This window comes from Staphylococcus sp. NWU MK-U1, from assembly GCF_033283505.1.
In the GTDB taxonomy this organism is placed as follows: domain Bacteria; phylum Bacillota; class Bacilli; order Staphylococcales; family Staphylococcaceae; genus Staphylococcus; species Staphylococcus haemolyticus.
The window spans coordinates 84697-108516 of record NZ_JAVSMG010000004.1; the positions used below are offsets into that span (position 1 = coordinate 84697).

General features: G+C 34.1%; 22 protein-coding genes, 2 tRNA genes and 1 riboswitch. Of the genes, 5 read left to right on the forward strand and 19 right to left on the reverse strand.

The annotated features are described in order from the left end of the window. Positions 1-31: 31 nt before the first annotated feature. The 5 genes from arsD to arsC all read left to right on the forward strand — a co-directional run bounded on the left by arsD (position 32) and on the right by arsC (position 4246). Entirely contained in the window at positions 32-379 is a 348-nt protein-coding gene (gene arsD / locus SBL16_RS07385) for an arsenite efflux transporter metallochaperone ArsD (protein WP_317953490.1), read from the forward strand. Beyond that, positions 366-2090, forward strand: a complete 1725-nt coding sequence (arsA, locus tag SBL16_RS07390) for an arsenical pump-driving ATPase (protein ID WP_317953595.1) — start codon at positions 366-368, stop codon at positions 2088-2090. The genes arsD and arsA overlap by 14 nt, the downstream gene beginning before the upstream one ends. Positions 2091-2227: 137 nt before the next feature. Then, entirely contained in the window at positions 2228-2542 is a 315-nt protein-coding gene (locus tag SBL16_RS07395) for an ArsR/SmtB family transcription factor (protein WP_002499582.1), read from the forward strand. A gap of 2 nt (positions 2543-2544) precedes the next feature. Next, positions 2545-3834 carry an arsenite efflux transporter membrane subunit ArsB gene (gene arsB, locus SBL16_RS07400; protein WP_117206101.1) on the forward strand — a complete coding sequence of 430 codons (1290 nt, stop codon included), beginning with the start codon at positions 2545-2547 and terminating at the stop codon, positions 3832-3834. 16 nt (positions 3835-3850) lie between these two features. Further along, positions 3851-4246 carry an arsenate reductase (thioredoxin) gene (gene arsC, locus SBL16_RS07405; RefSeq protein ID WP_048665480.1) on the forward strand — a complete coding sequence of 132 codons (396 nt, stop codon included), beginning with the start codon at positions 3851-3853 and terminating at the stop codon, positions 4244-4246. 131 nt (positions 4247-4377) lie between these two features. On the opposite strand, the gene SBL16_RS07410 is transcribed toward arsC, so the two are convergent. The 19 genes from SBL16_RS07410 to SBL16_RS07500 form a co-directional block, all read right to left on the reverse strand. Further along, positions 4378-5010 (reverse strand): hypothetical protein, encoded by a 633-nt coding sequence (locus SBL16_RS07410; RefSeq protein WP_031864345.1) that lies wholly within the window; start codon positions 5008-5010, stop codon positions 4378-4380. 11 nt (positions 5011-5021) lie between these two features. After that, positions 5022-5405, reverse strand: a complete 384-nt coding sequence (locus tag SBL16_RS07415) for a hypothetical protein (protein WP_031864346.1) — start codon at positions 5403-5405, stop codon at positions 5022-5024. A gap of 371 nt (positions 5406-5776) precedes the next feature. Further along, entirely contained in the window at positions 5777-6553 is a 777-nt protein-coding gene (locus SBL16_RS07420) for a hypothetical protein (RefSeq protein ID WP_031864347.1), read from the reverse strand. Between the two features lie 65 nt (positions 6554-6618). Beyond that, on the reverse strand, positions 6619-7098 hold the full coding sequence (gene rlmH / locus SBL16_RS07425; RefSeq protein ID WP_037552500.1) for a 23S rRNA (pseudouridine(1915)-N(3))-methyltransferase RlmH: 480 nt from the start codon (positions 7096-7098) through the stop codon (positions 6619-6621). Between the two features lie 404 nt (positions 7099-7502). Then, entirely contained in the window at positions 7503-8303 is an 801-nt protein-coding gene (locus SBL16_RS07430; RefSeq protein WP_011274380.1) for an MBL fold metallo-hydrolase, read from the reverse strand. A 733-nt stretch (positions 8304-9036) separates the two neighbouring features. Continuing rightward, positions 9037-9828, reverse strand: coding sequence for a two-component system regulatory protein YycI (locus tag SBL16_RS07435; protein WP_011274378.1), 792 nt, complete (start codon positions 9826-9828; stop codon positions 9037-9039). Further along, positions 9829-11160, reverse strand: coding sequence for a YycH family regulatory protein (locus SBL16_RS07440; RefSeq protein WP_107611656.1), 1332 nt, complete (start codon positions 11158-11160; stop codon positions 9829-9831). Next, entirely contained in the window at positions 11150-12976 is a 1827-nt protein-coding gene (walK, locus tag SBL16_RS07445) for a cell wall metabolism sensor histidine kinase WalK (RefSeq protein ID WP_053024884.1), read from the reverse strand. The genes SBL16_RS07440 and walK overlap by 11 nt, the downstream gene beginning before the upstream one ends. 12 nt (positions 12977-12988) lie before the next feature. Further along, positions 12989-13690, reverse strand: a complete 702-nt coding sequence (gene yycF, locus SBL16_RS07450) for a response regulator YycF (RefSeq protein WP_011274375.1) — start codon at positions 13688-13690, stop codon at positions 12989-12991. Between the two features lie 520 nt (positions 13691-14210). Then, positions 14211-14283, reverse strand: a tRNA-Asp gene (locus tag SBL16_RS07455). A 7-nt stretch (positions 14284-14290) separates the two neighbouring features. Then, positions 14291-14365: transfer RNA gene (locus tag SBL16_RS07460), tRNA-Glu, on the reverse strand. Positions 14366-14719: 354 nt separating this feature from the next. Continuing rightward, positions 14720-16003: an adenylosuccinate synthase gene (locus tag SBL16_RS07465; RefSeq protein ID WP_048667871.1), complete on the reverse strand. Its 1284-nt coding sequence runs from the start codon at positions 16001-16003 to the stop codon at positions 14720-14722. Between the two features lie 278 nt (positions 16004-16281). Next, positions 16282-17682, reverse strand: coding sequence for a replicative DNA helicase (gene dnaB / locus SBL16_RS07470; protein WP_107611654.1), 1401 nt, complete (start codon positions 17680-17682; stop codon positions 16282-16284). Between the two features lie 235 nt (positions 17683-17917). Further along, complete coding sequence (rplI, locus tag SBL16_RS07475; protein WP_107611653.1) at positions 17918-18364, reverse strand: 50S ribosomal protein L9; 447 nt, start codon at positions 18362-18364, stop codon at positions 17918-17920. Further along, positions 18361-20328 carry a DHH family phosphoesterase gene (locus SBL16_RS07480; RefSeq protein ID WP_107611652.1) on the reverse strand — a complete coding sequence of 656 codons (1968 nt, stop codon included), beginning with the start codon at positions 20326-20328 and terminating at the stop codon, positions 18361-18363. The genes rplI and SBL16_RS07480 overlap by 4 nt, the downstream gene beginning before the upstream one ends. A 27-nt stretch (positions 20329-20355) precedes the next feature. After that, positions 20356-21282 (reverse strand): YybS family protein, encoded by a 927-nt coding sequence (locus SBL16_RS07485; RefSeq protein ID WP_223197227.1) that lies wholly within the window; start codon positions 21280-21282, stop codon positions 20356-20358. Positions 21283-21405: 123 nt separating this feature from the next. After that, a complete protein-coding gene (metX, locus tag SBL16_RS07490; RefSeq protein ID WP_107611651.1) occupies positions 21406-22374 on the reverse strand; it encodes a homoserine O-acetyltransferase MetX in 969 nt (322 codons plus the stop codon). A gap of 71 nt (positions 22375-22445) precedes the next feature. After that, a riboswitch (SAM riboswitch) is annotated at positions 22446-22547 on the reverse strand. 124 nt (positions 22548-22671) lie between these two features. Beyond that, complete coding sequence (locus SBL16_RS07495; protein ID WP_011274368.1) at positions 22672-23001, reverse strand: AzlD domain-containing protein; 330 nt, start codon at positions 22999-23001, stop codon at positions 22672-22674. Then, positions 22998-23693 carry an AzlC family ABC transporter permease gene (locus tag SBL16_RS07500; RefSeq protein ID WP_016930926.1) on the reverse strand — a complete coding sequence of 232 codons (696 nt, stop codon included), beginning with the start codon at positions 23691-23693 and terminating at the stop codon, positions 22998-23000. The genes SBL16_RS07495 and SBL16_RS07500 overlap by 4 nt, the downstream gene beginning before the upstream one ends. Positions 23694-23820 lie beyond the last annotated feature (127 nt).

Genomic DNA, 23820 nt, shown 5'->3' on the forward strand with positions numbered 1-23820 from the left:
TAATCGTAAATTAATTAATGAGGTGAGTATAATGTTAAATATTGAAATATACGAAGAAGCTATGTGCTGTTCTACTGGCGTATGTGGTCCAGAACCGGATGAAACACTAATAAAAGCGAACCAAATCAATGAATATTTAAAACAAAATCAAATAGAAGTTCAACGTTATAATATGAACAATAATCCGAATGAATTTATTAAAAATAAAGAAGTTATTCATTTAATTCAAGAAAAAGGTAATGAAGTTTTACCAATCACTTTTATAGAAGGAAATATAGCTAAAACGGGCGCTTATATTACTCAAGAAGAAGCAGATGAAATTATTACAGTTAATCAAATGAGAAATGGAGAATGCTGTGGTGGAGATGGATGCTGTTAAATACTTAAATAAATTGAACTTAGATAACATTGAGTTAACAAAATATTTGTTTTTTACTGGTAAAGGCGGCGTAGGCAAAACGACGATATCAAGTTTTATTGCTTTAAACTTAGCAGAGAATGGAAAAAAAGTAGCTTTAGTAAGTACTGATCCAGCTAGTAATTTACAAGATGTATTTCAAATGGAATTATCTAATAAATTAACTAAATATCAACCTATACCTAATCTCTCTATAGCCAATTTTGATCCGATTGTTGCTGCAGACAATTATAAAGCACAATCTATAGAACCTTATGAGGGTATTCTACCAGAAGATGTGCTTTCTGAGATGAAAGAACAGTTAAGTGGTTCGTGTACAGTTGAAGTAGCAGCATTTAATGAATTTACAAATTTTTTATCTGATAAAACTTTAGAACAAGAATTTGATTTCATTATATTTGATACAGCTCCAACAGGTCACACCTTGAGAATGCTTGAATTACCTTCTGCATGGACAGATTATTTAAATACAACGAGTAATGACGCTTCTTGCCTAGGGCAATTATCAGGATTGGATGAAAATAGAGATAAGTATAACTTAGCATTGGAAAAATTACGCAATCCAAAAGATACGACAATGATGTTAATTGCTAGACCTAGTCACTCTTCTATATATGAAATTCAAAGAGCGCAAAAAGAATTACAACAACTGTCAATTTCTAAATTCAAAGTAATCATTAACAACTATATAGAAGAAAGTTACGGTTTAATTTCAAGTCAGATGAAATTAGAACAAGATAAAAATATTAATCATTTTACTGAATGGTTAAATAACAATCATGCTTATTACGTTCCATATAAAAAGCAGAAGGAAGAAGGTATAGAAAGTTTAACTAATCTATTAAATGATGATAACTTAATTGAAAATGATGACTTTATTGTTGAAGATCATCCGCAATTCAATAAATTAATCGATGAAATTGAAAATAGTAAAGTTCAATATTTATTTACAATGGGAAAAGGTGGCGTTGGTAAAACGACAGTAGCAACGCAATTAGCTACAACGTTATCTAATAAAGGATATCGTGTTCTTTTAGCAACTACTGACCCTACTAAAGAAATTAATGTTGAAACTACAAGTAATTTAAATACTGCTTATATTGATGAAGAACAAGCATTAGAAAAGTATAAAAAAGAAGTACTAGCCACAGTGAATGATGATACACCACAAGACGATATTGATTATATTATGGAAGATTTAAAATCACCTTGTACAGAAGAAATAGCATTTTTCAAAGCCTTTAGTGACATTATGGAGAATCAAGACGACATGGATTACGTCATTGTAGATACAGCTCCTACAGGCCATACCTTGCTGTTACTTGATTCTAGTGAAAATCATCATAGAGAATTAAAGAAAAAATCAACTCAAACTACCAGTAATGTTGAAACATTATTACCTAAGATTCAAAATAAAAATTTAACACAGATGATAATCGTAACACTAGCAGAAAAAACACCTTATTTAGAATCTAAACGTTTAGTAGAAGATTTAAATAGAGCTAATATAGGCCATAATTGGTGGGTCGTTAATCAATCGTTAGTTACGCTAAATCAACGTGATGACCTTTTTAGTAACAAAAAAGAAGATGAATCATTTTGGATAAACAAAATTAAAAATGAAAGTTTTGATAATTACTTTGTCATACCTTATCGAATATCAGAATATTAATGTTATTGATTATAATAAGACCTAGAGTGTACTTTAAACCAGTTAATAATTTAGGAGTTAAGCAAGTATATAATTTATCAAGTGACAATAAAAATTATTAACGAAATAAAAGATTTCAAGTAGAAAGGGAGAAAAAATTGAATTATAGTGAAATATCGCAATACTTGAAAGTGATGGCTGATAGTAGCCGTCTTGAAATATTAGATTTGTTATCTTGTGGTGAATTATGCGCTTGTGATTTATTAGAGCATTTTTCTTTTTCTCAACCCACATTAAGTCATCATATGAAAGTATTAAAAGACAATAATTTAATTACATCCAGAAAAGATGGTAATAAAATTTTCTACAAATTGAATCATGACGTATTGGATAACGTTACATCACGACTCACTCTATTGAGTTCCTGTACTGTCCCATGTATATGTGAAACAGTAGAGAAAGGTGAGTGTTAACAATGACGATATTAGCAATCACTATTTTTATATTAACGTTAATTTTTATCATATGGCAACCTAAAGGTTTGGATATTGGAGTTACAGCTTTAATCGGTGCTGTTATTGCTATGATTACAGGTGTCGTTAGCTTTTCAGACGTACTAGAAGTTACTGGAATTGTTTGGAATGCGACGTTAACCTTTGTCGCTGTTATACTCATTTCATTAATTTTAGATGAAATTGGATTTTTCGAATGGGCGGCTATACATATGGTCAGAGCTTCAAATGGTCATGGGTTTAAGATGTTTGTCTACATTATGTTGTTAGGCGCTATTGTAGCAGCTTTCTTTGCGAATGATGGAGCTGCATTAATTCTCACTCCAATCGTGCTCGCTATGGTAAGAAATCTTGGGTTTAATCAAAAAGTCATTTTTCCTTTTATCATTGCAAGTGGATTCATTGCAGATACTACGTCTCTTCCATTAATTGTAAGTAATTTGGTTAATATCGTTTCTGCTGACTACTTCCATATTGGATTTATTGAATATGTAAGTCGCATGATGATTCCCAATCTATTCTCTTTACTTGCAAGTATTGTTGTATTATGGCTATATTTCAGAAAAGTTATTCCTAACCATTTTGAAATTAAAAACCTTAAAACACCTGATCAAGCCATTAAAGATCCAAAATTATTCAAGTTTTCATGGATTGTTTTATCAATCTTACTCATTGGTTATATAGTTAGTGAATTTATTCAAATTCCAGTATCGATCATTGCTTGTTCAATTGCGTTTATATTTACTGTATTGGCCTATCAATCAAGCGTTGTAAACACGAAACAAGTGATCAAAGGTGCACCTTGGAATATTGTGCTCTTTTCTATAGGTATGTATTTAGTTGTATTTGGTCTGAAAAATGTGGGTATTACTGCATTATTAGCTAATATTCTATCAAGCATATCAAACTATGGATTGTTTAGTAGTGTGATAGGTATGGGCTTTATATCCGCATTTCTTTCAGCCATTATGAATAATATGCCTACCGTATTAATTGATGCCATTGCTATTGGACAATCTGCAACTACCGGTTTAATTAAAGAAGGCATGATTTATGCCAATATCATTGGTGCAGATTTAGGACCTAAAATCACACCTATCGGCTCCTTAGCAACATTACTATGGTTGCACGTTTTAACACAAAAGGGAGTAAAAATTTCGTGGGGCACATATTTTAAAACGGGTATTGTTATTACGATTCCTGTTCTGTTTATCACATTAGTTGGTTTATACGTTACACTTATTATATTTTAAAAAAGAGGTGTCAATGATGACAAAGAAAATAATTTATTTTATATGTACAGGTAATTCATGCCGTAGCCAAATGGCTGAAGGTTGGGCTAAGAACATCTTAGGTGATGAATGGCAAGTATATTCTGGCGGTATTGAGGCACACGGTGTCAATCCGAAAGCAATCGAAGCGATGAAAGAAGTTGGAATTGATATCTCAAACCATACTTCTAATTTAATTGACAACACTATACTAAACCAATCCGATTTAGTAGTAACTCTATGTAGTGATGCTGATCAAAACTGTCCTGTTTTGCCGCCTAATGTAAAGAAGGAACATTGGGGATTTGACGATCCTGCTGGCAAACCTTGGTCAGAATTCCAGCGTGTTAGAGATGAAATCCAAGCAGCCATTGAATCATTTAATGCTAGATAAACTTTAAGCGTCTCAATATAATTGGGACGCTTTTTTTAATATGTCATTTTAGACTATTACAGAGTTTAAAATGATGAACAAACTTTACTAAAACTCCCTTCTATTAAGAACGTTGGACTACTCAATGTGAGTTATTGTAATGCACTATTTTTAATTTTCACTTTCTCACCGTTTTTAATTTCATCGTATTGCTTTTTCGGGACAACAACTAAACGTTTGCCTTTATTAGTTTGAACGGTAATGGTATATAATTTCTCATGCGCTTTCATTTGTTGTTTCAACATGTTTTTTTGGTATTCAACATGATTGGTTTTATTTTTATACATACCGGATGTAATAAAATAAAAATATAACCAATTATTATAATATGAAGTAGCCATAAATTGTGACGCATATGAGGCCCCTGGTCTATATCTATGTCTTGTAGAAACCATTGATCGTGCTTGTTGAGATTGAATTTTACCAGTGTCTTGTTTAAATTTTGATGCCTTATTATTATATGTAATACTGTTTGTTCGACTAGCTTGTTGAGCTGCACGCTGACTTGATTGTTTTGCAACTCGTGAAGCATTCATCGTACTTGAACGACTCATTGACGAACTTGAAGACGTTGAACTTCTAACCGCAGAAGATGACGAACTACTACTCGAACTTGAGCTACTAGTGCTTGAGGTTACAGCTTCTAAGTTTGTAGACAATATACAAAGCGAGGTCACATTAAAGATTATCATTATACTTATCATTTTTAATACTTTATGCTTCACCAACTCACCTCTTACTCTTTAGACACTTCATCTTTAGCAGTAACTTGTCCTTCAATATCGTCATCGCCATAAATCATATATGGTGGACGATAGACATGAATCTTTTTGCCATCTTTAATTATATAAGGCTTTTTATTTCCATCATTTAAAATATGTTCATAAACGTGTTCTAAATCCGTCTTTTGTAAATGTGATTTACCATTTTTATCTTTATATTTTATTTCCACATTGGGTGTATCTTCTGAACCATTATTTAGCACTTCATAATACTCATATGTATATTTCTCTGACTTTTGACTATCTTTAGAAGGTTCTTTCTGTTCTCCCGATGTTCCACAAGCTACTAACATAAAAGACAAACCCAATAGACTAGCTAATAATATTATCTTTTTCATAAACACTCTCCTCTACTCATTTGCATTGTAACATTCTTAGTCAATTCATTTCCAAGTGAGTGATATATAACTTACTTTATCTTTAAACCTTTTATACAAATTTTAATATATCAATTGTGAGTTATTTCATTTTAAATTATTTTTGTTAAACTGTATTTAAAATCATCTAGCACTTTTAATCATATGTTTAGATTTTAAATAAAAAACATGGTGAGTAAGGAGAGAGATGTATGTCAATATGGTTTGTTTTGTTGCCTTCACTATCTTTTTTAGCAGTTATGATAATAGGGTATATTTGTACTAAAATCTTTATTCGTTAATGGTTAAATCAATTATTATTTTGATTCATTTATACTACACCTATACTTCATTTATTGTGTTTGCTTGTTTATCATGCATTGTAAGTAAATGGCTATTAATATTTCTTTCTCTACTCTAGTACTGTGAATGTGTATATTGTGTTTTTCCCCACGTTTTTTAGTCAGTTTACTTTTTGAAATATCTAAAAAACTACGCTTTGCGGTTAATAATACTTCATTCTCAAATGTAATTTTGGTTTCATTACTAAAAAACGGATTGCTTACATCAAATAACTCAGATTTGTAATTAAACGTATAAGGAATTTGTTGCTTTCCCCCACTTTTGAAGAACTGTTTCATCTCAAGTATGCCTACTTCTTCATCATTCAAATACATCGTATATTGATGTTTATTCGCTACCACATGTTTACGAATTACTTTTACATTGTTCTCACTAGAATTCATATATACACTATATTTTGTTTGAACACCAAAGAGACTCAATAATTTATGAAATATATTAACAAAAACAGGTTTATACGTTATTGTCTCGTTACCGTATATAACATTGCTTTGATTCTCAATGATGTATAAAGGGATTTGTACAAAGAACTCACCGTCTTTAAACTTTTTATCGGAATTTATATTAGTTAGAGAATACGTTTTTTGTAGATATTTTCTAAAGAATAAAATACCTAGTATAATGATCGTAATAATTCCCCATAATAGCCACGTACTCCATAGTGGAACTTTAAATAATTGTGTTTTCCCTATAATAACTAAGAACGTGTTTATTAAATTAAATACTAGGAGTACTAGCCATATTAATGCCTCACGAAACATGGTCATTAACAATTTCTCCTTTATCTAATGAATTATTTCATAATATGTACTACGCAACCTATTTTTTAGTTTTATTTATGGTACGCTTCGCCTCGCATAATCTTAAATGCTCTGTATACTTGTTCGATTAAGACGACGCGCATCATTTGATGTGGGAAAGTCATTTTGCTGAATGAAAGTGCGTAGTTGCTGCGTTTTAAGACGTCTTCATGTAATCCGTTTGATCCGCCAATCACAAAGACGAAGTCACTTTGTCCTTGTGTCATGCGTCGTTGCATTTCCTCAGCTAAACCTTCTGAGGACAACATTTTACCTTGTATTTCTAAAGTGATGACTGTGGCTTGCGGCTTTATTTTAGCTAATAAGCGTTGACCTTCTTTTTCTTTCACTTGTTCTATTTCTTTATCACTCATATTTTCAGGTGCTTTTTCATCGGGTACTTCAATAATTTCAATTTTGGAATATGCACCTAATCTTTTTTCATATTCTGATATAGCCTGTTTCCAATATTTTTCTTTTAATTTACCCACAGCTAAGATTGTTATCTTCATAAAATCCTCCATAGATGTTAATAGTTATCCTACTTATCCACAAGTTATCAACTTGTTAACAGAATTCCCTCTAATTATAACAGTAATGTATACGAATTACGGTAAAATCTTTTAAAATATCCCCATTTCATGTGATTATCCTTGTATATATGTGGATAAGTCTGTGAATAATGTGAGTATTTCTGTGTGTATTATACACAAAAGTGGATAACTTCCCTCAATTTTGGGGATAACTTTAAGTAAGTCTTAAATATTTATTCACAGATTTAGGCTAAATCTTGTTATTATAAGGTTCCTTTTGAATAATCATGTATAGTCCAAATTATTAGATAATTAACTCAATAAATAAAAAAACAACCTACTCACAAATACTAATTTTGTAAGTAGGTCGTTCGTCTAAATAATTACAATGTATATATCGGTGTAGCTTGTGCTTTATCTGTATCACATAATAGCACTTCTTTTTCAGTATCTATATCATGTTCATTTAGAACCTGACTAACGCTCATACGTGCTAAATCTTTCATGTTGTTATCCTGTGATAAATGTGAAAGATAAATGCGCTTCGTATTACCTGTAATAACATCAGTCATCGCTAGTCCTGCATCTTCATTAGACACATGTCCCATATCGCTTAAAATACGTTGCTTCGTCTTCCAAGGATAACGACACATGCGTAACATATCCACATCATGATTACTCTCAAACATAAAGGCATCACTGCCTTGAATCATACCTTTCATTCTATCTGACACATAGCCTGTATCTGTAATCATCGTAAATTTCTTATAATTATTATGGAAAATATAAAACTGTGGATCAATTGCGTCATGAGATACATTAAATGATTCAATATCAAAACCTGCAATAGATTTTGTTTCATAAGGATTAAATATGAATTTTTGATCCATTGGAATTTTACTATCTTTCTTCTCAATTGCTTTCCAAGTGTTCTCATTCGCATAAATCGGCAAACCATATTTACGCGCAAGCACACCTAATCCTTTAATATGGTCACTATGTTCATGAGTAACTAGAATGCCGTTTAAATCTTTTATATTTCTATCAATTTGGCTAAATAAATCTTCCATTTTCTTGCCAGTGAGTCCAACATCTACTAATAGACTGCCCTTATCACTTTCAACATAAGTGGCATTCCCCGTACTACCACTCGCCAATACACTCATTCGTATCAAGCGACTCATCCTTTCTACTTCCGACAACTTACTCTATATTTTAGAGTGCCTTCAGTCTAATTCCTTATATTTTGCACTCTTTAATTAAAAAAATGAAGTTTCGAACAATCCACATCATTCGAAACAATCCAGTCCTCTAAAATACCTTTATATTATACTATACCAATCCAAAAATTAAAGTTCCAATTCCATGTTTATGTACAACACTAACATAGATAAATAAAATAAGTGCATGAGACCATCGTAGCCTCACACACTTACTATACTTTCCACACCAAATATCATTTCTTTCTAATTAAGAACAGAGAAGGTACAGAGAAGGGTAATCTATTGAAAATAACCATACACACACTTACATACGCAGTTCTAAGATAGATAACGAAACATAGTTGCGGAGACTCCTAGGGGAGCAGTAATTTTAATGAACCTAAGTGCAATAGCACTTAGGTAAGTAGCTCTAAAGATGGATAATAAATGGCGTTGCGCGACTCCTAGTGGAAAAGAAAGTGTCGAGTGACTACAGGCACGAGCCTTTCCCACAGGAAAGCGTCGCAACAAAAGAATATTATCCATCTAAGAGCTGCTTTAGAGACGGCACCCCAGGAACGCGAAGCAACTTATGTGAGTGATTATCTATCTAAGAACTATTTTACAAGACCGCGGCTCGACCCATCCCCCCTAGGCAAGCATCACAACAGAATGAGTAAATATTCATCTAAGAATTTCTTTACAACCCTGCTCCCTAGTTATCAATCACTTTAGGATTTGATGATGTCGCTTCAACATAATACGTTTTCACGTCTTCTTTACCTTTATGCTTCACTTTAATTTCCCAGTTCGCCTGCAATAATTGCACATTCGTTTCTCTCACAACCGAGTAATATCCTAGTCTTGCATCCATCACTTCATCGCCTGATTTCAAGTAACGATTAAAGTATAATGTTTCTACTGCTTTACGTGGTGTAATAACCTGTTTCTTAGGATTATTATCACTCTTCGCAGGTTCAATATTATTCATTACCGATTGTTCATAACTTGTCGCTTTACCATCATTGATATTAAAGCGTAGACGCGCTTTATTATTGTTCATCAATGGATACCCTTCATAAGTCTGTTCATATGTCACAGTATCAGATGTAACATCACCAAGTTGATACATCTTACCATTGTAAACATTGCTCATGATGTAATCTTTTAAATCGCTTAAATTACTATCACTCACATTAACTGTGCTATTAATCTCACCTGTTAACGTATTACCAGAATCTTCCGCTTCTAATGATGACTTACCCTTCGCATAACTTTCGAAGTCTTTAGACTTAGCAGTAATCATCTGCATCTTCGTCCCGCTTACATCTTTATTTAAAATATCCTTCGAAATTTTAATTTCTTCTTGCTGGAATTTAACCTCATTATCACTTTCAGATTCGTTAATTTGAGACTTCGTCACCTTATTCACGTAAATCAATACGAGTAGGATATTAACTAGAATAAATACGAAAATAAACAATGTCTTCGTTCGTTTCCAATTCATTTATTCAAGCCTCCCATCCTCATAAGCGTACCAATCGCCGTCGTATTGAACATACCATGTTGGCACAAACTCACTATTACGTTGCACTTCTATATCATCTTTATCAGGTTGATCATCTTCTTTATAACCAATGACCATATTCGTTACCTTTTCAAAATCAATCGTATGATTATTTGCGAGTGAAGAACGAACACTTTCAACACTATCTAGCGACTTCGTTTTACCTTCTAAAGGTACACTAGAACGCAATAGCGCACGTTTGTAGTCATAAATGCCTTTATCTCCCCATGTGACCTCTATATCATTTAATTGCTGATCATTGAATGTTGGGTGCCCATTGAGGAAGAGTTGGTACGTTAATTCACCCGATGAATTATCTGTATTGAAAAGACGGAAGTCATCATTGAAGAATCCACCATGTCCATTTATATATTCAAATGTACTTGGAATCGTTGAATCCATATCACTTGAGCTAGATTCATCTTCAGATAAATTTTTATAATGGTATTTCTTACTTTCATCATTATAGTTCGCTACGCCAGTGTTATTATTGTACGTTGTCGAACCACTCTTACCGCTTCGAATAATCACTGAGTCGTCAAATAGAATCGCATTCATCGTTTCGACTGGAATCGTATCATAAACCATACGGTAAGAACGCATGTCTTTCGGACGATTTGGCGCAAATATATGCGTTGCTTTATCAATCGTATCTTTATTTGTGATTACCTCTGAATATTTCTGCATTTCTTTATTCAAATGATCCATCACTTTAATAAAATGATTAGCTTTCGTAGTCAATGTTACTTTCATGACTTCATGACGATCTTCACTAATCGCATACAACTCTAGATTCTCTTTAGGATTTTGACTTACGATAATACGATTAAATTTGAAATTTTTAGGTAACTTCGCTGATGAATTCAATACTTGACCTAAATATGTCGTTAGCGGCATATCATAAGTAAAATCTAGCACAGTAAAGTGGTCATTTAACATGGGAATATTTAAATTATAGTCTCGATGAATATGTTCCACTTTACTGACTTCATGATTCTTCAATGTACCTGTTACTTGAGACAATTGAGCACGAGATGGTGCCAGCCCTTTAACCTTATCGCCTTTAACTTCTACAATTTGATACGGAGATATCACATTCTCAATATTGGCAGACATGGGCTTACCAATCGTCTTAGTATTGCTCTTTTTACTATCTGTGCTATCAATATTATTTAAATCTGGTGAGAAATTCCACACCATAAACGTAAGCACAACACTCATCATGACTAATAGGAAAAGAATAATGGATTTAATATGCTCTTTACTCTTCATCCCAATCACCGTCGTCTATAACTTCACATGGAAGTGTAATAAATATCGATGTGCCTTGTCCTTCAACGCTATTCGCCCAAATTCTTCCATTATGCGCTTCTACAATCTCTTTCGAAATGGCTAGTCCTAAACCAGTACCACCCATTTTACGTGTACGCGCTTTATCTACACGATAGAAACGATCAAAGATTTTATCCACTTTGTTAATAGGGATACCTATACCATTATCTTTAATACGAATCGTCATACGATTGTATAAAGCATTTTGTTTCACGTGGAACTCGACGCGTTTTTCACCACGAGAATATTTCATCGCGTTAGTAATAACGTTATCAAACACTTGTGTCATCTTATCTGGATCAATTTCAGTAAAGATGGTTTCAGAAGGAATTTCACGTACAAACGTCGTGTCTTTCGCTGCCATTTCATGACGATTAATAATCTTATTAATGAACATGTTGAAGTCGACAATTTCCTTCGTAATTTGTTCGGATTCGTTATCCATTTTCGATAATTGCAGTAAATCATTAACAAGACGAATCATTCGTTCTGTCTCTTCACGTGTTACCGATAAGAAAGACGGTGCTAAATTATCATCTTTCCAAGCACCTTCTTCAAGTGCCTCTATGTAACTGTTCATCGATGTTAAAGGCGTACGTAATTCGTGTGATACGTTCGCAACGAATTCACGACGTTCACGTTCAACTTGTTGTTGTTCAGTAACGTCATGTAATACGGCGATGTAACCTGTCACAAATCCAGTTTCTTGAACAATCGTACTGAAATTCACACGTGCGATAATACCTTCATCTTCATTCATATCTAGTAAGAAGCTATCGTTATTCTCTTGAATTTCATCTAATGAGAATTCGTCTTCTAAATTCAATACACTTAGCATGTAATAACCGATTAAGTCTTCCTTAGACATACCTAACATTTTTATCGCCATATCATTGACGATACGCACACGACCACGTCGGTCTGTTGCGATAATACCGTCACTCATATGCGTGATAACTGAGTCTAAACGACGTTTCTCACTCTCAGTATTCGCTTGTGCCTCTTGAACTCGCTTAGACAAGTTGTTGAAGGCTAAAGCTAATTCACCGATTTCGTCATTACCATATATCTTAACGCGTTGCGTATAATTACCTTTAGACATCTCTACCGTCTGATTACGCATGTCCGTAATCGGCCTTGTAATCGTCCTTGCGATAAAGAAACCGAGTATAACGGTAATGAAGAGGGAAATCGCAGTACCGATAATGAATATTTGGTTAATATTATTCAACTGATTATATACATCATTAATATTCGATTCTATGTAAATATTACCAATCGTCTCGTTGCCATTCTTTACGGGTAAGTTGTAAATCCAAATTCGCTCTTTACCGCTACCATAGTCTTTTAAAACATTGTGACTATTAGATTCACCTAGCGATAAGGCTTTTTGAACGGAGTTATCATTAACTTTCTGATTAATCATATTATGTGATGATATCTTCGCTGTAGCCATGATAATTTGATCTTTATCAATAAAACGAATTTCTTCAATTTCTTGACGGTTGGCATACTCGTTTAATAAACTTTGAACTTCTTTTTGAGCGTTAGAGGGATCATCTCTGTATATCCGCTCAATGTTAACTTCAAGCTGTGTCGCATACTGTTTAATATTCTTCATGAAGTTATTTGTCAGTTCTTTTTCTAAACTATTAGTGAAATACAGACCGATGATCTGCATTCCAATAATAATCAATAACACATAAACAATAACAAGCTTGGTGTGAAGGGATTGTAACTGTTTCAGCCACTTCATAGTTGCAAGCCCCTAATCATGTTGTTGGAGGAAGTATCCAACGCCTCTACGTGTCACAATATATTCAGGGTGTGATGGATCATCTTCAATCTTCTCACGTAAACGACGAATCGTTACGTCTACTGTACGCACGTCGCCGAAGTAATCATAACCCCATACAGTTTGTAGTAAATGTTCACGTGTCATGACTTGACCCATATGTTTAGAAAGGTAGTGGAAGAGTTCAAACTCTCTGTGTGTTAATTCAATATCTTCCCCACGTTTTTTAATTGAGTAAGCATCTGGGTAAATGACAATATCTTTAATTGTAATTTCATTTGTCGTACCACTTACTTCTTGAGCTGGTTGTGAATAATGTCGACGTAAGTTCGCTTTCACACGTGCGATTAATTCACGTGTGCTGAACGGTTTCGTAACATAGTCATCCGCACCAAGTTCAAGACCTAAGACCTTATCGATTTCAGAGTCTTTCGCAGTTAACATAATAATCGGCATTTCGAATTTCTTACGTACTTCACGGCACACTTCCATACCGTCACGACCAGGTAACATGATATCTAATAATACAATGTCTGGTTCTTCCTCGTAGATTAAATCTACTGCATCATTACCATCATAGGCACAGTAAACATCATATCCTTCTTTTTTCAAATTAAATTCTAAGATGTCCGCAATTGGCTTTTCGTCATCTACAACAACAACTTTTCTTGCCATATCTATAAACCTCATTTCTCAAATTGTAGTTCTATATTTTATTATTCGTTCTTATGAATTAGTAAAGATTAAACTGTGATTTGATGCGTTTTTAATAAGTTTATAGCGCATATTAATCTACTATATAATTTACCATTAATATTCATGTAATTCTATTTTCATATTTAAAATTATAGAATAATATTCGTTTAAAGTTTACCACTCTAATTTAATATTACAAATAAGTTGAACCCTTTGAATACGGGACCAAAGTCGTAGTGATGCCTATTCAACCCATTATTACAGAATGATGATACGGCTCAATGGTTTAGTAGCAAGCTTTCTATTTTAAACATAAGAATAATATTAAGATTCTGTTGCGACGTCATACTTTTGTAATGCTAAAGAATGTATTACGATATTTAGCTTTTAGTATATTTTTTGATTTTTTGAAAAGGATATCTAAAAAGTTTAAAATGTGGATTTTCATGAGTAGTAAAATGAAGGCAAAAAAAATGCCTATCCTTTTGGATAAGCAATACGGTCTCGACGGGAATCGAACCCGCGATCTCCTGCGTGACAGGCAGGCGTGTTAACCGCTACACTACGAGACCTAAAAAATGGTGACTCCTACGGGACTCGAACCCGTGTTACCGCCGTGAAAGGGCGGTGTCTTAACCGCTTGACCAAGGAGCCGTTCTTAAGCACAAGATAGATTATAGCACAGGCTTTATTTTGAAGACAAGACATTTTTTACATAATTTTAATATTTTTTTATAATTCCTTAATTTTTTGGATAAACGTTGTAATAACAATGGTTTTAAGGTTACAAATGCTATATTTATCGCTCTTTTTACACTCATGTTTCTAAAAAAATAGGCATTGAACGAATCAATGCCTACAAATAAATGATATTGCCGGAATGATAGACGGGCTACAGTGAGCAGATTTTTCGGCAGAAATACTCAAAGCTCGACAAAACTTGAGAAACAATTTTGCTCACTTTTCGATTCTGCTCAAAACCTAAACGCTCACTTTCGCACCTTTCTTTTACCACAATTGTTCTAATAGGTTTGTTTGGTCACGATCTGGGCCGACAGAGAAGATTGAAATACGTACATTACATAATTCAGAGATGCGTTCTAAGTATTTACGTGCATTATCTGGTAATTCTTCTAATGTACGGCAACCAGTGATATCTTCTTCCCATCCTGGTAACTCTTCAAAGATTGGTTTACAACGACGTAATTGATCTAAGTTAGCAGGATATTCTGTAATTTCTTCTCCATCTAATTCGTAAGCAGTACAAATCTTCACTGTATCAAGACCAGTAAGTACGTCGATAGAGTTAATAGATAAGTCTGTAATACCACTAACACGACGAGAGTGACGTAATACAACTGAGTCAAACCAACCTACACGACGTGGACGTCCTGTTGTTGTACCGTATTCACGACCAACTTCTCTAATATGATGTCCATCTTCATCAAATAATTCTGTAGGGAATGGACCATCGCCTACACGAGATGTATATGCTTTACATACACCAATCACTTTAGATACGAAAGTTGGGCCTACACCTGTACCAACTGTTACATTACCTGCAACAGGGTTACTTGAAGTTACGAAAGGATATGTACCATGGTCAATATCTAACATGACACCTTGTGCACCTTCAAATAAAACTTTTTCTTCAGCTACAAATGCATCGTCTAAGATTTTAGAAGTATCTGTAACAAACTCTTTTAAACGTTGACCTGCAGCATAGTATTCATCAAAGATTTCATCGAAACGTGGGCAAGTTTCATTAAACATGCCTTTGAAGTATGCATTTTTAACTTCAATGTTTTCTTTTAAACGTCTTTCAAATGTTTCTTTTTCTAATAAGTCAGCCATACGGATACCAATACGTTGTGCTTTATCCACATAAGCTGGTCCGATACCTTTCTTAGTAGTACCGATTTTATTATCACCACGACGACGTTCTTCATACTCATCTTGTGCTAAGTGATATGGAAGAATGACTTGCGCACGGTTAGAAATACGTAAGTTTGAAGTTGATACACCACGTTCATTTAAACCGTCTAATTCTTTTAATAATGCAACTGGATCTACAACTACACCGTTACCTATAACTGCAAGTTTATCTTTATAAAATATACCTGATGGCACTAAATGTAATTTATAAGTTTCTCCACCAAATTGAATCGTATGACCTGCGTTATTACCTCCTGAAAAACGTGCAATAACATCTGCTTGTTCCGCTAAGAAATCTGTAATTTTACCTTTACCTTCGTCTCCCCATTGTGTCCCAACAACTACGATTGATGACATGTGAGCACCTCCAAAGTTTTCTCAATTAACCATTAAGTATTCTATCAATACGAACCTCATAATGCAAATAAAAATCGAACATTAATTTTAGCGTATATTAGTTCTACACTCTAAAGTCAATTTATTTAACAAAACTGTTAAAACCTTGATAATACAACGATTTAAACTCATTTATCAAAAAATCATTACACATACTTACGCTCGAAATCTATCATCAAAACAAAACAAAAACCGTACATTAAATAAACAACGCAATTTAATGTACGGTAAAATATTTTTTATGACATTTCTGCATGTGCATAATCAATGTCTGTAAATTTATTATATTGTTTCATGAAGTGTAACTTCACAGTACCAGTCGGACCATTACGTTGTTTAGCGATAATGATTTCAATTTCACCATTTTCATCATTCGATTGTGGTTCGAAATTTCCACCGTCATCGTCATCATCGCCTTCACCGCGATTATAATAATCATCACGGTATAAGAAGGCAACGATATCTGCATCTTGCTCGATAGAACCTGATTCACGAATATCACTCATCATTGGTCGTTTATCTTGACGTTGTTCCACGCCACGAGATAACTGACTTAATGCAATAACTGGACATTCTAATTCACGAGCAATCGCTTTTAAAGTACGTGAAATTTCAGATACTTCTTGTTGTCTGTTATCAGAAGCACGTGAACCACTACCTTGAATTAACTGTAAATAGTCAATCACAATCATGTCTAAACCATGTTCTTGTTTTAAACGACGGCATTTAGAACGTAAGTCTGTAATTCGAATACCAGGTGTATCATCAATGAAGATCTTGGTACGTGATAATTTACCGACTGCTATTGTAAATCGATTCCAGTCTTCTTCTGTCATCGTACCTGTACGTAGTCGATTGGAATCCACATTACCTGAACTACAAATCATACGTGTTGCTAATTGGTCTGCCCCCATCTCAAGTGAGAAAATGCCGACAGTATAATTACCTTCATGTGTCGCTACCTTTTGAGCAATGTTAAGAGCGAAGGCAGTCTTACCTACTGAAGGACGGGCAGCTAAGATAATTAAGTCATTTCTGTTAAATCCAGCTGTCATTTGGTCTAAATCACGATAACCCGTAGGAATACCCGGAGTTTGACCACTATTTTGGTCGAGCTCTTCAGCTGTTTCATAAACTTGTCCTAATACATCTCTAATATCCTTAAATCCATCACTCTGACGATTAGAGGATAATTCAAGAATACGTCGCTCGGCATCACTTAATATCGCATCTAATTCAAGTTCATTATCATAACCATCGTTGGCAATACTATCCGCAGTTTGAATTAATCTGCGCTTCAATGCATGGTTTGCGACGATATTTGTATAATACTGAATGTTACGTGTCGTTGGTACATTATTTGAGAGTTCCGCTAAATATTGAGGACCACCAGCCTCGCTTAATGTACCTTCTTTCGTTAATTGATCCATTAACGTTACGACATCAATTTCATCACCATCTTCATTTAAGTTCATCATCGCTCTGAAGATGTGTTGGTGGGCACCTCTATAAAAGGACTCAGGAAGGAGCACTTCCTGAGTCGAATTAATCAATTGTGGATCTAAAATAATTGCACCTAAGACAGATTGTTCAGCTTCATTATTATGTGGCATTTGCTTTTGCTCATACATATTATCCATTAATCATTACACCTCTAAATCCATCTTAATTTTCACAAATCATAGTGCAACATTGTTATTTGAAAATTTTTAGTCATTAGTTCACGCAGCGTAGTTGAATGACGCTCAAATACATAGTTTTTAATGAACTTAAGTGCTTCAGCACTTACGTAAGTAGTTCTAATGAACTTAAGTGCTTCAGCACTTACGTAAGTAGTTCTAATGATTAGAAACAAAGAACTACTTTACCCGCTTCTTACTTCTCTACAGTGTGAACACGAATTTTACCTTCAACTTCTTTGTCTAATTTAACAGGTACATTTGTATAACCTAATGCATGGATACCTTGAGGTAAATCCATTTTACGTTTATCAATTTTAATATCATGTTGTGTTTTAAGTGCTTCAGCAATTTGCTTAGTACTTACAGAACCAAACAATTTGCCTCCTTCACCAGTTTTAGCACTCACTTCAACTTCAATTTCTTCTAATTTTGATTTTAAGGCTTTAGCGTCATCAATTTCTTTTTGTCTATCCGCTTCAGCACGTTTATTTTGTTGTTCCAATTGTTTCAAATTACCTGGAGTTGCTTCAACAGCATAATTATTTTTAATTAAAAAGTTATTTGCATACCCTACTGGTACATCTTTAATTTCGCCTTTTTTACCTTTACCTTTAACATCTTGTGTGAAAATTACTTTCATGCGTCTTCACTCCTACTCATTTGTTCTGTAATTGCTTGTTGTAATTGTTCAATCGCTTCTTCAATTGATAATCCTTTCAATTGTGTTGCAGCGTTAGTTAAGTGACCACCGCCACCTAAGGCTTCCATCGTTAATTGAACATTAATAGAGCCTAATGAACGTGCTGAAATACCGATTAAGTTATCTTCACGTTTAGCTACTACATAAGAAGCTTCTATACCTTCTAAACTTAACAACTCATCCGCAGCTTGTGCAACTGTAACAGGATGATAAATTTTTTCGTTAGAACCATGTGCAATTGCAATGCCATTATCTTGAACTTCAACCGTTCGAATAAGTTCTGAACGATTAATATACGTATCGACGTCATCTTTTAAGAAGTGTTGCGTTAATATCGTATCTGCACCATGGGCACGTAAATAGCTTGCCGCGTCAAACGTTCTAGAACCTGTACGCAATGTGAAGTTACGTGTATCAACAATGATACCTGCATACATAACAGTAGATTCTAAACGTGTTAAACGTTGTTCTGTTGGTTGATATTCTAATAACTCTGTTACAAGTTCTGCAGTCGAGCTTGCATAAGGTTCCATATATACTAATAATGGGTTAGAAATAAAGCTTTCTCCTCGTCTATGATGGTCAATCACGACTTTACGATTAGCTTTATTTAGAATGTTCTCATCTAATACCATTTCTGGTTTATGCGTATCCACAACGACAATTGTAGATTTAGATGTCATCATATCCCATGCTTCATCTGATGTAACAAATCGTTCTTTCAACTCAGGTTTCTTATCGATTTCATCCATCACTCGGCGTAACGTTGGATCAATATCTTCCTCGTTTAAGACAACATAGGCCTCTAAATTATTCATTAATGCGAATCTTGAAACCCCAATTGCCGCACCTATAGCATCTAAGTCAGGACGTTTATGTCCCATAATGATAACTTTATCGCCTTCAGTTAATATATCCTTTAATGCGTGAGAAATAACACGCGCTCTTACACGTGTACGTTTTTCCATCGGGTCAGTCTTACCGCCATAGAATCGCACGTTTCCGTTCATATTCTTGATAGCTACTTGGTCACCACCACGACCTAATGCTAAATCTAGACCAGATTGTGATAATTCACCAAGATCGATTAAGTTCTCTGTACCTTCTCCGACACCGATACTTAATGTTAATTGAGCACGGTAACCGACACTCTTTTCACGTAATTGGCTAAGAATTTCAAAGTTAGATTCTTCGATTTCGGCTAATATCTTTTGATTTAAATACGCTACGAACTGGTCAGAATTATATCGTTTAAAGTAAATGTTGTATTCTGATGCCCAACGACTAATCACTCGTGTTACCATTGAGTTGATTTCAGAACGTTGCGTGTCGTTCATATTTTGCGTAATTTCATCGTAGTTATCTAAGAATAACGTTGCGATGATTGGTTTCGATTCTTCATATAACTCATTAGTTTGTACTTCATCTGTAATATCGAAGAAATATAAACAACTTTCTTCTTCTGAATGTCGAACGTGGTAATGATATTGACCATGTTCGATTTCAACTTCTTGTACCTTTTCAAGCTGCTTTAAAATATTCGGAAAAACTTCATTGACTGGTTCTGAGATGACATTCGTTTCTAAGTGTTCAGACATGTACTGGTTAATCCATTCAATATGGTCATCAGCATCAAGCACGACCATACCAATAGGTAATCGTTTAATTGCTCTGTTACTTCCAGCCGAGATGTGACCACTTAAGTTATCCACATAATTATCCATTTTCAATAAGGCTTGTCTGACTAACACGATGCTAATAATAATCATCACGACTAAAATAGCTGCTGAAATTGTAGCGACTAATGGTTTAAAGATAAACCATACAACTACAAGTGCAATCGAAGTGAGTACCATTAAAATAAATGGTATCAGTAGAGCCTTCTTAGTGGATTGACGGTTCATTATTCCACCTCTATTCACTTTTTAAAGTCATTTTTTAATCATTCGTTTTAAATTAATTCCTAAATCAAGTACGCCAAGTAATGCAATGATATGTGTTGCTGGTGTAATAATTGTCCCCACAACCATCAGCAATATCGTTACAGCGTTTGGTATACGTTTTGCTTTACCAAAGAAATGAATTACACTCAATCCTTGGATATACATCAGTAATGATAACACAACTTCGAAATTTAACACGATACTTTGGAAAGTACTTGGTTCAGTAGCGAACATTACACAAAGTAAAACAACCATATATACCCATAGTAATGAACGGTTAAGCTGCCAAGCAAATAAAGGTTTAAAAATTGGTGTAGCTACTTTAAATTTACGAAGAATTGGAAATGTAATAATTAAATTAATTAAGACTAAAATAAAGACCGTAATGATAATAAAACTCGGAAGTTGAACTGCCGTTTGACGGAAACCTTCTTCTAAGATTGTTTTATAATCTGCTTCAACACCTGTTGTTACAACAGCATTATGCATTGTATCTTTAAAAGGCTTAATTAATGTCGTAGCGCTAGGTATCTTTTTAAACGTTTGTAATAACATAAATGCGACTAAAGTAAATATACTTAAATATGTTGTAGCTATAAATAAGATGCGTTCTTTAGAGGCACGTTCTTTCAATAATTGGCCAATAATAAAGCTAAGTATTAAAACTAAAATCATGGCACTTAATACAAATGTATTACCCAACAATGTGGTAAGAATAACTGTGATCAAAGCTCCAATTCCAAATGATGGAATAGACTTATTCCATAAAATAATACCTGGAATTGTAGCGAATAAACATAGAATTAATCCAAGTACTGGTAATACATACGTAACTAAAGCAACCATAACAAGTGCAATTGTTCCTATAATTGTTGCTTTAGGATGTACTTTTGAAAACAAATTCGCCACTCCTATACTATTTTGACTATAACTTCTATTTTAACCTCTAAGCAAAATTAAAACAAATTGTGAAGATTGAGGTATAGCATAAGACTATAACAATGTGTTTTTACTTCCATAGCGACCTACCCGCTTCGTCTATTTCCGCTTAAATTTCGTCACTTTAAGAAAATGATACAAGTTAGGTGCCCAATCATTAAAATTTAATAAAAAGCCATCATGACCTACATTATCTGGAACAAAGAAATGACGATGATATTTAAATCGCTCCCCTACTGCCCTCACTTGATCATCTGGATATAATAAATCATCCGTAAATCCCATTGTTAAGACCTTAGTATCTAGAGATTGATAAACATCATCTACATTCGTACGTCCGCGATCAACATTATGGCTATCTAAAACATTTAGCATTGTTAAATAACATGACAAATCATACGTTTCTTTAAATTTATTACCTTGATGTCGTTGATAACTCACCACTTCATCTGGTGAAAAGCGTTGGTCGTAACTTTTAGATGAACGATACGTTAGAAAGCCTAATTGTCGCGCAATACTAAGACCTTCTTTGCCACCAAGATGAATCGCTTCTCGTGCAATTTCATTGAAAGCACGACTATATGACGACGTCTTATCAGTTGCTGCTAGAATAACCGCCTTATCCACTTCGAATTGGTGATTATATAGAAGCTCCATGACTTGCATACCACCTAGACTACCACCAATTAAAATATTAATCTTGTTGAAGCCAAGTGCGCGTATGCCCAATTCAATAGCTTTTACAATATCTCTCAAAGTTAAATGCTTTGGAAAATTTGGATTAGTTAAAGGAGAACTTGAACCAAAAGGACTACCAATAACATTAAACGTTAGAAATTGATAATCATAAATCGGCATATAACCACCGTCTATAATTTCACGCCACCAACCAGGCTCTTCATCTGTGCCATATGTTAGATGATTACCAGTAAGTGCGTGACACACTACAACAAGCGGTTGACCAGCATAGCCTACATGTTCATAACGCAATTGTAAATTATCAATCATTTCACCTGATTCAGTTGTAAAGGGTCCTAGATTTAATGTTTCTACTGTGTAATTGGTCATGCGGTTACCTCCTTTTAAATAAAAAAATCGCCTATACTCTATTCTTAAAGTATGAGGCGATTTGTCTCCATTACTTATCATTCGAGTATCTCGTTGGTAGTAGCACCGTGCGTATGCATCGTCGGTTGCTGAAGTTTCTTAGGGCCGTGTCCCTCCACTTCTCTTAATAAGTTTTTTATCTCTATTCATTTACTGCGTATTTATAAAATAGTATCAATGTACCATTTATGTTCTAGACTTTTATTGTATCTAATTGTATAACCAACTTCAATTGTTAGTTGTTGGGTTCTGCCTTTTCTAAAAGAAGAAACGTAAACCTGCTATAAGAACAATACCCACTAATATTGTTGTCGTAAGACTTCGTGTAAAAAGCGCAACAAAAACAGTTGGAATTGTTACTAAAACAAATGGGATATTGAGTGTATATCCTGCTACGCCCTCTTGTTGCTCGATAATGCCATCTAATATAAGGGCTGTAAATAATGTAATTGGTATAAACGATAACCATTTAATTACCGTTTCTGAAAGTTGAATACGTGAAATCATTAAGAATGGGACTACTCGAATAATTAAAGTTACAAGTCCACACAACACGATTAATATAAACATGTGCCAAGATGTTGTCATTTATCCATCACCACCCCTAATGTTGCTGCTAACATAGATGCAATTAAAATTGCGACGTATGACGGCATGAACCAGCTTAAACTGAGCATCATCACGATGACAAATACGATAAGTACTATGTAAATTCTAAGTTTAGATGAAGTAATTGATTCAAATTGTGCCATTGTTAAAAAGATAAACATCGCGGTAATCGCAAAATCAAGACCTAACATATCTGGATTAGATATGTATTTACCGAGTAACGCACCAACAATACTTGCTAGTGCCCAAAATGAATATGCAGTTAGATTCAATCCATGTAACCAACGATCGTTTATCTTCTCCCCTTTTAAATGAGGCGTGATTGCAACACCAAAGGTTTCATCTGTCAAAATTGAAGACAAGCCTAGTCGATTCCAAATACCATAATCTTTATAATTAGGTGCTAACGTCATTGAAAGTAGGAAGAAACGTGAATTGACAATCAATGTTGTAAGGACAATGGCAGAAATCGGTGTTCCAGTAGCCACAAGTGCACATATAATAAATTGTGCTGCACCAGCATAAACAAGCAAACATAATAATAGTATCTCGATGATACTAAAGTGTTGTGAAGCCGCCACTATTCCAAATGATAGTCCAATTCCAACGTAGCCTAATAAAGTAGGTATACATTCTTTAACGCCCTGTTTAAATGTCACATGTGATGTCATCTTTGTAACCTCCTTTATTCTTTTTATTTTTATAAAGTAATATACTAATAATTTTAGTCTAATATACGGATGCTAGAGTGGCAACAACATTAGACGCAGGGTTGTGTGATGTTAGACTGAAAGACCA

Coding starts and splice junctions, on each gene's coding strand:
- SBL16_RS07480 (WP_107611652.1), bottom strand. CDS start 20,328: ATGAACCGTCAATCCACTAAGAAGGCTCTACTGATACCATTTATTTTA.
- arsA (WP_317953595.1), top strand. CDS start 366: ATGGATGCTGTTAAATACTTAAATAAATTGAACTTAGATAACATTGAG.
- dnaB (WP_107611654.1), bottom strand. CDS start 17,682: ATGGATAATATGTATGAGCAAAAGCAAATGCCACATAATAATGAAGCT.
- SBL16_RS07420 (WP_031864347.1), bottom strand. CDS start 6,553: ATGACCATGTTTCGTGAGGCATTAATATGGCTAGTACTCCTAGTATTT.
- arsC (WP_048665480.1), top strand. CDS start 3,851: ATGACAAAGAAAATAATTTATTTTATATGTACAGGTAATTCATGCCGT.
- SBL16_RS07465 (WP_048667871.1), bottom strand. CDS start 16,003: ATGTCATCAATCGTAGTTGTTGGGACACAATGGGGAGACGAAGGTAAA.
- SBL16_RS07495 (WP_011274368.1), bottom strand. CDS start 23,001: ATGACAACATCTTGGCACATGTTTATATTAATCGTGTTGTGTGGACTT.
- arsD (WP_317953490.1), top strand. CDS start 32: ATGTTAAATATTGAAATATACGAAGAAGCTATGTGCTGTTCTACTGGC.
- yycF (WP_011274375.1), bottom strand. CDS start 13,690: ATGGCAAGAAAAGTTGTTGTTGTAGATGACGAAAAGCCAATTGCGGAC.
- metX (WP_107611651.1), bottom strand. CDS start 22,374: ATGACCAATTACACAGTAGAAACATTAAATCTAGGACCCTTTACAACT.
- walK (WP_053024884.1), bottom strand. CDS start 12,976: ATGAAGTGGCTGAAACAGTTACAATCCCTTCACACCAAGCTTGTTATT.
- rlmH (WP_037552500.1), bottom strand. CDS start 7,098: ATGAAGATAACAATCTTAGCTGTGGGTAAATTAAAAGAAAAATATTGG.
- SBL16_RS07500 (WP_016930926.1), bottom strand. CDS start 23,693: ATGACATCACATGTGACATTTAAACAGGGCGTTAAAGAATGTATACCT.
- SBL16_RS07440 (WP_107611656.1), bottom strand. CDS start 11,160: ATGAAGAGTAAAGAGCATATTAAATCCATTATTCTTTTCCTATTAGTC.
- SBL16_RS07430 (WP_011274380.1), bottom strand. CDS start 8,303: ATGAGTCGCTTGATACGAATGAGTGTATTGGCGAGTGGTAGTACGGGG.
- rplI (WP_107611653.1), bottom strand. CDS start 18,364: ATGAAAGTAATTTTCACACAAGATGTTAAAGGTAAAGGTAAAAAAGGC.
- SBL16_RS07435 (WP_011274378.1), bottom strand. CDS start 9,828: ATGAATTGGAAACGAACGAAGACATTGTTTATTTTCGTATTTATTCTA.
- SBL16_RS07415 (WP_031864346.1), bottom strand. CDS start 5,405: ATGAAAAAGATAATATTATTAGCTAGTCTATTGGGTTTGTCTTTTATG.
- arsB (WP_117206101.1), top strand. CDS start 2,545: ATGACGATATTAGCAATCACTATTTTTATATTAACGTTAATTTTTATC.